Here is a 12,042-nt window from a genome sequence, read left to right as displayed (position 1 = left end):
AACAACTCGAGAATTTTGGAACACTGCGAGAAGCCATGGAGCATGTCTTGACTTTAGCGTCCTAGCTAACCTGGCGGTTGCTATAGCTGATAAAGTTGTTCGGCTTTCTCATAATTACCTTGTGCCTGATACAGTAGTGCCAAATTGTTGAGGCTTACTGCAACTCTGGGATGATATGCACCCAGTGTCTTTTTCCTTATCATCAGCGAGCGTTGATATAGTTGTTCTGCCTTCTTATAGCTCCCCTGTGCATAATACAGCAGCCCTAAATTGTTAAGGCTTATTGCAACATTGGGATGATATGCACCCAGTGTTTTCTCCCTAATTACCAGTGAACGCTTATACATTGGTTCGGCTTTCTGGTAGCTTCCTTGCACCCGGTACAGTTCTGCCAAATTACTGAGGGCTAGTGCAACTTTGGGATGATATGCACCCAGTGTCTTCTTCCTAATTGCCAGCGAGCGCTTATAAATTTGTTCGGCTTTCTGGTAGTTTCCTTGTGCCTTGTAGAGTCCTGCCAAATTGTTGAGACTTACTGCAACATTGGGATGATGTGCACCAAGTACCTTCTCGAAAATTGCCAGCGAGCGCTGATAGAGTGGTTCGGCTTTTTCATACCTCCCTTGTGCCTCATACAGGCTAGCCAAATTGTTGAGGCTAGTGGCAACTTGGGGATGATATGCACCCAGTACCTTCTCGCTAATAGCTAGCGAGCGCTGATAGAGTGGTTGTGCCTTTTCATAGTTTCCCTGTGTCTTGTATAGTACTGCCAAATTSTTGAGACTTACTGCAACTTGGGGATGATATGCACCCAGTACCTTTTCGCTAATAGCTAGCGATCGCTGATAGAGTGGTTCTGCCTTCTCATAGCTCCCTTGTTCTTCATACAGTTGTGCCAAATTGTTGAGGCTTGCTGCAACGTCGGGATGATATGCACCGAACACCTTCTCAAAAATTGCTAGTGATCGCTGATAGAGTGGTTGTGCCTTCTCATAACTCCCTTGTGCCCGGTATAGTTGTGCCAAATTGTTGAGGCTAGTGGCAACATGGGGATGATATGCACCTAGTATCTTCTCTCTAATAGCTAGCGATCGCTGATAGAGTGGTTGTGCTTTCTCATAACTCCCGCTTTTTTTATAAAGTAATGCCAAATCATTAAGGCTAGTAGCAACAATAGGATATTCTTGACCTAATAACTTTTCTAATATTGCCAGTGAACGTTCCGCCAAAGGAATCGCTTGTGTATATTTTCCTTCCTCCTTCAACTTCAAAGCTTCTTGATATAACCGCTTACCTTCCTCCAGTGCTGCTGACTGTTGGGCTGAAGGTGTTGGCTGGGTTTCTCCTCCAACTTCCTTGGGTATACTCACGAGCAATCCCAGTACCATTGCAAATGTGACTGAAAAGGACGCTAATTTCGTGCAACTGATGATTTGAGTTTTTCGGACTAAGGTTTTTTGATTCACTTTTTTTGAGCCACAACTAATTTAAGGAATCCTTACAACGAATATTGCGTTATTTGTCTCAACATGCTGCATAAATTCTTTGCTAATCACATATAGTTCTGAGCATCATACAGGGTATGCAATCTTTATGAGGAATCTATAGGAAATATTCTTGCTCATTACCAGAAATCAAATATTTCGAATTGCTACTTCTCCATGGAAATACTTTGCTAAGCTTGCATCGTAACGAATTTAATTAGGTTATCCCTGGGTGAATTGTGTTATTAATAAAAAATCATCGCCTAATATCAAACGCAAATGGTGGTAATGTGACTTCCACACCATTGCTTAAACTCGCAGTTACAATAAATTTCTCATTCCAATTTCCAGCCACGCAAGTATACAGATAAGATTCAACTTGCTCTGGATTTACCCCCTGCTCGACTAAAATACCAGTTTGGTCGCTGACTCGTAACTTCAAATTTTCCGGTAAAGTATCTGGTACAGGTGTACCTAAAATTAATAGTAAACTCCAGGAACTAGGCTCATTTTCTGTAGATGAATTCCATGTCACAGCATATAATCTCAAGGGAATACCAGCTAAGACAAAATCATGGTATCCAGATCGTGCTACTGAGGAAATTTCTATACCTTGAGTTTCCAGTTGTAATTTAATTGCTTCAAATTCTTCTAGAGGACTTCTGAAAGCTGTAGCAGATGCAAAGCTGGGTAATAATGTCCAAGATAGTTGCTCTCCGACTTCATCTAATTCATCCCATAACCAACGTCCGACATTGATCGCAGGTTGTACGAGTAATTGAATTAAATCTCTTACACTAGTATTTAATTCTAAGTTGTGAGTTTGATGGTTTTGAGTTTGATTATTTTGTGTTTGATGATTTCGTGTTTGAATCTGTAGATTATATATCCAATCAACTAATTCAATATTGGTAAGAACTGCTGTTGCTTGTTCCCAATTTAAAACTTGCCAAAATTCTGTTTCTGGCGATCGCAAGTTAGGTAATAATTTTACGAATTCGCTCTCCATGGCTGCTAATATTTCCCTGCGATCGCTTGGGATTGCAGGTAAGGAAATAGCTGTTGGTTCCAAAGCGCGTAAATATAATAGTAAGTTATTAGGATTATTTTCAAAACAAGTTAAAGGTATTTGATAATTCCAGTCTGTTTGTAGAGAGTTTTTTTCTATAGTCCCGATATTTTCAAGATTTTCAAGTAATTTAGAATAAGAAAGAAATCCCCTAACACAACCACATTCTTGTTCTTCCAAAACTTCTACTAAAACATAAAAGTAAGGAACAAATTCTGGAATATCTACGACTATTTTTGATAGAGATACTTGTTCTTCAAAAATACTGGGAATGGTAATTAAACAAATTTTAAATTCACCAACTTTCAAGTTAGTAGTGGCTGGAATTAGATTTGCTAATGCTGGTTTATTGATTGTAGATTCTTCCCAATCAACAGTTAGGGTGTTATAACGTTCTTCTAACCATTTTTCAAAAATACATAACGTCAAAGCATTTAAATAAGTTTGCCATTGACGCGAATAATTAGGAATTTTGTTGCTAACTTCTACAGCCCGACTAATATCTTCAGAATCAAGATAAATTGTTTCAATCGGTAAAGGTTCAAAATGGGTAGACATTAGTAAAGTACTCATGGGAATGGAATTTAGATATTTTTGAATTTTAGGTTTTGAATTTTTAATTTTGAGCTAAAAAATAGTATTCGTCGATAGCGAAAATCAAAAAATATAAAGTTTAATTTATGAGTCATGAATTTTTCTTCTTTCTTCTAATTGTTTGCAAAGGGTTTGAGAAAAACAACTCATTGGAACATTGCTCTTAATTGTCGATGCTTCCTTATCAGCTTGGGAAATTACTTTATTGATTTCTTCTTCTATAGCTTCATTAATTTGTAAATATAATTTTTTTAAACGTTCTGGAGTAGAATAACTTTGAGCTAGTTCCAGAATGTTTTCTCGTAATCTTAATAATATTTCTTGTCGTACATCAGCACGAAATTCTTTGAGTTTTAATAATCGAGTTACTGTATCTTGGGCCCGTAAACCTAATTTTTTTGCAATTTCACTCATTGATAACCTTTCACAGTGAAATAAATATAATGCTGTGGTGAAGTTGTTTGCTTTATCTACATTTTTTTTCTGTAGTTTTCCCACTCGCGATCGCACAACTGAATTTAGCGCACTATCTAAACAATTTGACATTTGTAAACGATAAGCTTTCAAAAATTCTTGAGTGCGATCAACTTCTATTGTCAGATTTTCCGAATTTTCAGCTGGAATATTTTCTAATAAAGTATAGTTTTGATTTAGCTGTTCGTCTAAAGAATCTCTAATAAATTTACCACCCCGCACATAAATCCGATATTCTCTCAGTTGACTCGCAAGTTGTTGTAATTCTCCTAATAATCTTTCATGGGAAAATTTAGACATTTCTGTTTGATTTAATATTCCTCGAATTTTCTCCAGTTGTTCAGTTGTCGGTACCTTACACCTTCCCCTATACCCTCGACCTCGTTGTTCTAGTCTTTCTATACGATATATACTGTGATATGCTGCAAGGATTTTTTGCGATCGCTCAATTTCAATTGATGTTAAGGAATGAAACTCACCTAAAATCTTTGGTAATTGTTGAGTTTTAGTATCATTGAGAATAGCCCAATCACTAATAAGATATACTCCACATTCCAAAAGAAATTTATTCAATGGATCGTGCTGTTTAACTTTTCTGCTCGTCCAACTGCTAAGACTACTTTTTTCTGGGTTGAAAGTTTGTAAAATTTGTCTAGATACACATTGATATTTATTTGATGGTTGTAAGCTACCATCATCATCTAGAACATAGGGTAATAAATCCCGTTGAGTAAATCCATGAAAAGTTCCAAACTGTCTGACAAGTTGTAAGCAGACTTGCTCAATATTCCAAGAGATAAAACAAAGTAAAGAGCGTTGTGCAAGAAGACTTTGCTCGCCCGTGTTATTCTCAAACAAGTTAAATAACTGCTTTTGAATTAAGGTATCTGACATTTCATCAATACCCCTTAAATTAGCAAAAACATCGATCATAAAAGTCTTTGCAAGTGCGATTTCTTTGAGTTTGCGCTCTCCCATCCCATCAATTGTTACTAGCATCCAATATTTGGAAAAATTCATGACTTGATTATTGACATTGGTCATAGATTTGAATTGATGCTGATTTGATTTATCTCCCATAATTTTTGCTGTCGTTTATTCTTAGTTCTTGATTGATTTGGGGTTATGCAGTTTTTTCTTTACCTTTAGGACATTTATCTGTCCCCCTTTTCCCGTTCCCTTTCTCGTTTGAACCCGCTACGCTACGTACGCATTTGGACACAGCAAGCTGTTTGTTGACGCACGCACCGGAGGTGTTTGGACGCATCCTGCGGATGAACACGTAGTGCGTCCAAACATCCGCAGGATAGGTACTAACACCGCAGATGCGTGCAAAAACTTGCGGTGGATGCGCTTTGAAAAAGTGTAGATTTTGAGCGTTCTTTCCTTTGAAGCAAAATGTGATGTCCTAACAGATATGTCCATCGGTATATAAGTAAAACATCATGATATACTCGATATCAGTGTTTTACTATCCATCTAATATCTGTTTAAGCTTCTAGGGTAGGTGGAGTATTTTCTTGTTTAAGTTTTACTGGCTCTAACCCACCATAGTAAAGATAAAAGTAAGGAAGAACACCAAGAGCACCAGAAGTATCCTCGAATATGGCTGCAAGTTTTTTTTGGAAAACTTATATAGAAATCCGATTTGATTTTTGAAAAAGAGTCAGAGAAAATATGGAGAGGTTAATTAACAGTGGTAAAAAATTATTATTTATAAACTGGTAAATATATATACACAATAATTAATACTTCTTCAAAATACATCAGCATCTTTAAACTTTAGTGACACAACCCCAAATAACTAAAAATTACAGATTCCTACCGTTAGTTAGATTGTTTGATTACAAATAAATAATCAAACTACAATTAGGGCCAACATTTACCTTTATTAACAGCTCAATACAGGTCAATGGAAAAAAAATTTGACAAAAATAATTCGTCCTCAACAAACTATTCTTTTCAGAAAGTTGTACGAATTAATAAAACCTCCCTAACTCCAGAAAATTTTTTCCAAAAGTATAAATTTGATGGTATTCCAGTAGTGGTTACTGGATTGCTTGATTCTATGCCTACTTGGGATTTAGACTTCCTCTGTGAAAAATTAGGAGATGGTGAATATCCATTTCGTGTCAATGGTTGGGAAAGGTATAACCAGGAAAAAAGTCAGTGGTCTAACATTGGTAGTGGTGTTGAGTCTCGCAGCATGACATTTCGTAAATATGCTCAAATGCTACGAAGCCAAGAAGCCTATAACAACGATATTTATCTCGGTAGATGTTCTTTAAAGAATACACCTCTTGAAAATATATCCGAACTTAAACAGGCTGAAGCACAAATGGGTTTTAAGATGCCAGCTACCAGCCTTAACCTTTGGGTTGCTCCAGGTAATCATGTTGCACCACTCCACTACGATCCAATGGATGGTACTCTAATACAGTTATATGGTTCAAAGCGGGTCCTACTATTTCCACCTTCTCAAACTTACAACCTTTACCCACTGTCAATACTTAATTATTTGCGCTACGGTTTAAAATTGCGTGGTAGTTACTCACAAGTATATCCTGAACGCCCTGACCTAGTAAAATTCCCTAAGTTTGAACAGGCACTTTCTCACGGTTATGAAGTAATTCTCAAACCAGGTGAAATCCTCTTTATTCCTGCTGGATGGTGGCATGAAGTTACTTCTTTGGGCGATGGATTTGTTTGTTCAATTAATCGCTTTTGGCATGTTTTGCCTCTATTAAGGGCAATTACCACTTGGAATAAATGGCGTTTACACCTTGGTGCTTTAATGGCTGCACCTCATATTGTTAGCGCCTGGTTCACTGCGATCGCCAGTAAAGATAGAAAACAAAAGTTGCGTCATTTGGTACAAAGGCTTTAACTGAAACGGCGTAAACTCGGTTCCAATATCAATTCTTCAATAATCAATTTATCGAGCATGATATCAGATAGTCATTAATACTGATAACCGTCTGATATTATGTTCTATTTTTTTGCAAGTTTAATTTGTAAATTTAATACCAATTCAATAAATCATTGCAACAGATTCTCCGGTAGAGACGTAGCATTGCTACATCTCTACAGAAATCTATTTGTCTGATTATTTTTCTAAATTGGTATAATTTTTCGACTATTTTTTCGTTCCTTCTTCTTTATCAAAAACTGCATAACCCCTCTTCCTCTAGAAATATACATGAGTGTCAAGCAGTTAGAGGTGGTTTGTGAGATGATTTATAAAGTCAATCTAAAAATAATTTGATTTGAAGATGTAATCAGATAGCATACATCCTGTGATAATGTGCAAATAAAATAACATAGCTCACAAAGCTTAGCAGACAAGTGGTAAGCAGTAGCAAAAATCGTAGGAAGCTTTGATTCCGTCAGTTGAGGGGGTAGTAAAGGAAGAAGAACGGATTGATGACTTCCAATTTTGAGTGCACATACTCAAAATACTGACTTGACTCATATTTGACTAGTTTGCTTCATTAGCCTTGACCTGTTGTAGAAACGTAGCATGCTGCGTCTCTACGAGTATTTTGACGACCAAAAAAACAGTCAAAATCAATGAAACAAACGCACCACTACTATCACTTATTTGGTTTTGAAAGGATTTAATAATGAATTATCGCTTCAGATATCTTCTCCTAGTGACTTGTTCTGTGTTCTTCTCTAATGCTATTCCTCCGTTTCTTTCGGGACAGAGTGATCATTATTCCAAAGCTTTAGCGCAAACAACCACAACTGATAACCCAAAGACACAAGTAGATAAGCTATTTGAGCAAGGGTTACAACAGTTTCGTCGTGGGAGATTTCCACAAGCATTACAAACCTATGAGCAAGTGTTGGAAATACGAAAACAGCAGAGCGATCGAGCAGGAATTGCTCAAACTCTCAATAACATTGGTGAAGTTTATAACCGTTTAGAAGAACCTGATAAAGCAAATAAAGTTTTACAGCAAGCTCTAATTATTCGTCGGGAGTTAAAAGATAGAAAAGGTGAGGGAGAAACCTTAGATAATATTGGTTTTGTTTATTATCTTAAGAAAGAATATGACAAAGCTTTAGAGTTATTACAGCAAGCCTTAGCTATTCGTCATGAAGTAAAAGATAAGAAAGGAGAAGGTAAAAGCCTTGCAAGGATTGGATCGGTTTACAGTTATGGCTTAAATCAACATGCAAAAGGATTAGAATTTCTACAGCAAGCTTTAACTATTCAAGAAGAAGTAGGAGATAAATTTCAATCAGGCTTTACTCTCTATGCAATTGCGCAAGTATATGCTGAACTAAATAACTATAATAGCGCTTTTGCAGCATTAGAAAAAGCGAAATTAGTGAACCGTGAGACAGACAACCGCCTTGCTGAAGCTAGAAGGATTGCTGCTTTAGCTTGGATTTACTTCATACAGAATAACAAAAAACGTGCTGTAGAAGTTGGTGAGCAAGCTTTAGCTTTTGCACGAGAAAATAATCTTCGTCTTGACGAATTGTACAGACTAAATTGGCTAATACCAGTTTACATTACTACAAAGGGTACTTCTGCTTCCCGTTTGGTTGAGTACGCTCAAGAAGCTATAAATATTGCAAGGGAACTAAAAAAATCAAAACTAGAAGCTGATGCTTTAAGTAATTTGGGTCAGGTTTATATCTTATCAAGAGATTACCAAAAAGCTTTAGATGTTTTACAAACATCAGTAATGCTTGCACGAGAAGTCAAGGATTTAGATATAGAATCATCTGCTTTATCACAACTAAATTTGATTTACACTCAATGGGGAAAACGTGATAGAGTTATCAAAAATAGTCTTAGAGAATTAGAAATTTATCGATTGCAGAAAGACCAATTAAGTGAATTAAGTACTTTAATGGGTTTATCTGTTACTTACAATGCTATAGGAGACCATGAAAAAGCATTGAAAGCAAACCAAGAATCTTTGGCTGTACTAAGACAAATTAATACTAATAAGCTATTACCTGTTCAAAAAGGGGTATTGCTTGAATATGAATTTTATACTTTATATGGATTAAGTTCTAGTTACCAAGCTTTAGGAAAATATAATCAAGCACTAGATTTTGCTCAGAAAACCTTAAAAAAAGCTCAATCTCTTCAAAAACCTCAGCTAGAAGTAAAAGCGCTGCTTGATTTAGCTTCTTTGTATGATAATCCTTTTGAAAATTTACCAAAAGCAACTGAATTCTCTCAGAGGGCTTTAAAAATCGCGCAACAAATTAAACAACCAGAAATAGAAGCAGATGCATTGCTTAAGCTGAGCAATATTTATAATAAACAAAGAAATTATACTTTAGCCCTGGGAACAATTGAGAAGGTTCTAATAATTGCTAAACAATTGAAAAACTCCAACTTAGAATATCAAGCGTTGGATACCTTCAGTGATATTTACCGCGAACAAGGGAATTATCAAAAAGCATTAGAATTTGCACAACAAACTTATGCTTTAGTGCAAAAAGGAAATCTTGAGGTGTATAGCATTAGTGTATTGGGTAGTCTGAGTCAAATTTATATTTTATTAGGAGACACAGTTAAAGCTGAGGAAACTGCAAAGCAAGCTATAAGAATAGCAAAAACAAGTGGTAATAAGTTTGGAAAGATATTAGCTTTAATATATCTGACTAACGCATATAAGCTTCAAGGAAAATATGAACAAGGTATACAAACAGCAAAACAAGTTTTAGCGACATCAAAAGAAATTTCAAACTTTCAGGGAGAACTAACAGCTTCAGTTGGTCTGAGTGAAATGTATAATCAATTGGGGGATTATAAAAAAGTCATTGCTGTTGCTCAACCTTCAATAACAAAAGCGAGAAAGATTAATAAACCTGACAAAGAAGCAAAGTTACTAATTAATTTAGGTAATGCTTATAGAATAGTTGGTGAATATACTAAAGCCAAAGAATTGATTGAGCAAGGATTGAAAATCGGACGAGAATTAAAAAATTATCCCTTGGAACTCATCGCTTTGAATAGTCTTGGTGATTACTACGCTGCACAGAAAAATTATCAGAAAGCTTTAGAACTAACGCAGAAAAGCTTGCAAATTGCTCAAGAGCTTAAAGATAGTTCATATCTTTTGATTTCTCCTCAGTTCAGTTTAGGTGATATTTACAGTAGTTTAGGAGATTACCCAAAAAGCCGTAATTTTTATCAACAAGCACTAACGACATCACAAAAACTGAAAAACCGTCGTAGTGAAGGTATAGCATTATTATCTCTTGCAGGTAATTATTTTACTCAAGGAGAACCACAAAAAACTGTAGAGCTATCTCAACAAGCTTTAACCATTTTCCAGGAAATTAAAGTACCTAGACTACAAGCTTTTGCTCATCGAATGTTAAGTATTGGTTATGGTGAGTTGGGTAATGATGCGAATGCAATGAAATCAGCCCAAAGCTTTTTAGAATTTGCAAGAAGAGTTGAAAATCCGGTATTTGAAAAAGGTGCACTTAGTCTTTTAGGGAGCTTGCATTACAATTTTGGTAGAAATCAAGAAGCAATCAAAGCATATCAACAAGCACTTGCAATTCAAACTCCTGAAAACGTAACTGGTGACAAGTCTGGTATTTATGCTGGTTTAGGTCGGGTTTATCGCAAATTAAATCAACCTAGCATTGCTATTGGTTATTACAAACAAGCAGTCAACGGTATTGAAGAATTTCGTCGCGGAATCGAAGGTTTACCCCCAGAGTTACAAAAATCTTTCTTGGATACGGTTATTGATTTCAAAGGAACTAAAACTGCTGATATTTATCGCGAACTAGCAGAATTGTTGATTTCTCAAGGAAGACAAGCTGAAGCACGACAGGTATTAGATTTATTGAAAATCCAGGAAATCCGCGATTTTGCTAAAGATAAAACAGACACAACAAAAACTCAATTACCCCTAAATCAAAGCGAACAAAAAATTAAAACTGGAAGTCAGTCGATAGTAGCTTTATCTAGACAAATCAGTGAATGCGATCGCACAAACTGCAAAGATAAAAGTAAGCTCAATGACAGACTCACAGCTTCAATCAATGAGTTTAACCGAGACTTAGAAAAAATCGAAACAGAAATTCGCGATCGCCTAGCGAACGACCCCGGTGCATTTCGTCCTGATAGTCCCAAAGCGGTAGATCTTGTCAAAGCACAACCGAATACGGTGATGATTTATCCATTAGTGATGGAAGATAAACTTTGGTTGTTATTATATTCCGGTGATGCAGCGAAAAAATTCGAAGTCAAAGTATCTCGGGATGAATTAGGAAATACTGTTAAACAATTCCGTGGGTTAATGGAAGAATGCGAAAAACGTTCTTATTGCGGTGCTGCGGATATTGCCAAAATCAAACCAGTGAGTCAAAAGCTTTATAACTGGCTAATTAAGCCCTTGGAAGGGGAACTTAAACAAAATAAAATTAAAAATCTGGTGTTTGCACTCGATCGAGTCACCCGCTATGTTCCCATGAGTGCATTATATGACGGTAAGCAATATTTAATTGAAAACTACACGATTAATAATGTACTTTCTGCAGACTTAACAGATACTAGCAGCAGACTACCCGCACAAGCTCAAAATACAAGCGTTTTAGCAATGGGAGTCTCGAGTGCATTTCCTGGTTTCTCTGCCTTAAATAATGTACCTAAAGAAGTTGATACAATTGTTAGAAGTAGTAGCAAGGATAAAGGGATATACCCAGGTAAAGAATATCTCAATAAATCCTTCGATTATAAGAGCTTGCGAGATAATCTTACAGGTAACAAAATATTACACCTTGCGACTCATGGAAAATTTGTTCCAGAGCAGAAAAACGCATCATATTTGCTATTAGGAAATGGCAAAAAATTAGCAATACCCAAAATTAAAACTTTAGCAGGTTTAAATAATATTCATTTGGTAGTACTATCCGCTTGTCAAACAGCCCTTGCAAATGAGCGTCAAGATGGTGTCGAAATTGCAAGTCTTGCCTATTCTTTTATTAATAAAGGTGCAAAATCAGTAATGGCTTCATTATGGCAAGTTGCAGACCAAAGTACTAGCGAACTGATGCAAAACTTCTATCAAAATCTAGCTACCAGCAAAACACCAATCACAAAAGCTGAAGCTATGCGTTTAGCACAATTAAAACTTCTTTACGGTAAGAAATTTAAACTAGATGATATTAAGCGTGCTGGTGGGATAGTTCCTTCAGAAGCTTTAACAGACTCAAGCCAAAGTACAAAGACAAAAACAAATTTTGCTCATCCTTACTATTGGGCTCCATTCGTCCTAATTGGTAATGGCTTATAAGTAGTAAAAATGCTGAATTGATTCATATTCAATTAGTATCTAATTTATTTTAAGATGATTTTGCCGATCGCTGAGTTAGGTTTTGTTTGAATTTTATTTTTGCTTCATTCTACCCAACAATTCTGGCGATCGC

Annotated in this window: 5 protein-coding genes; 2 read left to right on the top strand and 3 right to left on the bottom strand. The window is 36.1% G+C overall.

What is annotated here, in order from left to right; all coding sequences use genetic code 11:
- Positions 1–80: 80 nt before the first annotated feature.
- The 3 genes from BC008_RS35140 to BC008_RS35130 form a co-directional block, all read right to left on the bottom strand.
- Positions 81–1,466, bottom strand: coding sequence for a tetratricopeptide repeat protein (locus tag BC008_RS35140; RefSeq protein ID WP_235595992.1), 1,386 nt, complete (start codon positions 1,464–1,466; stop codon positions 81–83).
- A 274-nt stretch (positions 1,467–1,740) separates the two neighbouring features.
- Positions 1,741–3,111 carry a DUF1822 family protein gene (locus BC008_RS35135; protein WP_235595991.1) on the bottom strand — a complete coding sequence of 457 codons (1,371 nt, stop codon included), beginning with the start codon at positions 3,109–3,111 and terminating at the stop codon, positions 1,741–1,743.
- Positions 3,112–3,231: 120 nt separating this feature from the next.
- A complete protein-coding gene (locus tag BC008_RS35130) occupies positions 3,232–4,701 on the bottom strand; it encodes a hypothetical protein (RefSeq protein WP_235595990.1) in 1,470 nt (489 codons plus the stop codon).
- An 832-nt stretch (positions 4,702–5,533) separates the two neighbouring features.
- Here BC008_RS35130 and BC008_RS35125 point away from each other — a divergent pair.
- Positions 5,534–6,508, top strand: coding sequence for a cupin-like domain-containing protein (locus BC008_RS35125; RefSeq protein WP_027845046.1), 975 nt, complete (start codon positions 5,534–5,536; stop codon positions 6,506–6,508).
- 736 nt (positions 6,509–7,244) lie between these two features.
- Positions 7,245–11,909 carry a tetratricopeptide repeat protein gene (locus tag BC008_RS35120; protein WP_027845047.1) on the top strand — a complete coding sequence of 1,555 codons (4,665 nt, stop codon included), beginning with the start codon at positions 7,245–7,247 and terminating at the stop codon, positions 11,907–11,909.
- Positions 11,910–12,042 lie beyond the last annotated feature (133 nt).

Origin of the sequence: Mastigocoleus testarum BC008 (assembly GCF_001456025.1) — a bacterium.
Taxonomy (GTDB): Bacteria; Cyanobacteriota; Cyanobacteriia; order Cyanobacteriales; family Nostocaceae; genus Mastigocoleus; species Mastigocoleus testarum.
This window is presented reverse-complemented; position numbering and strand designations above follow the sequence as displayed.